1 protein-coding gene is annotated in these 385 nt (G+C 63.4%); it reads right to left on the bottom strand.

Annotated features, from left to right (window positions below):
- On the bottom strand, positions 1-350 hold a 350-nt coding region (locus tag I6F36_RS39400; protein WP_225173340.1), incomplete at its 3' end, for a helix-turn-helix transcriptional regulator.
- Positions 351-385 lie beyond the last annotated feature (35 nt).

The following is a 385-nucleotide window of genomic DNA, read 5'->3' as shown; positions in this document are numbered from 1 at the left end:
CCCCACGCCTCAAGGCCAAGCTTCCATAACGGCGGCAGATCGGCGAAAGGTGGCGTGGTGTGCGCGATGACGATGGCCGCACGGCGGCTGTCAGAATCGATCTTGCTGTTGATCGCTTTGATATGCGCCTTGATCGCGTCGACCCCGACGTCGAGGATGCCTGCGATCTCGTCGTTCGACTTGCACGGCGCAATCCACGACGCCACCTCGATCTGGCGCGGCGTCAGCGAAGGGAACGCCAGCCGCGACCGATCGGCCGGAGTAAGCTTTGCGAGCGGGTTCATCTCGACGCCAACGGCTTCAATGAGATCGGCGCCGGCATCACACCAGTTTCCGACTGACCACGGCATGCGGCTTGGCAGCCGCGCCCAAAGCGGTCCAACAT

The sequence above is a fragment of the Bradyrhizobium sp. BRP19 genome, from assembly GCF_020194195.1.
In the GTDB taxonomy this organism is placed as follows: Bacteria; Pseudomonadota; Alphaproteobacteria; order Rhizobiales; family Xanthobacteraceae; genus Bradyrhizobium; species Bradyrhizobium yuanmingense.
The sequence above is the reverse complement of the archived record's forward strand: the minus strand, read 5'-3'. Positions and strand labels throughout refer to the sequence as shown.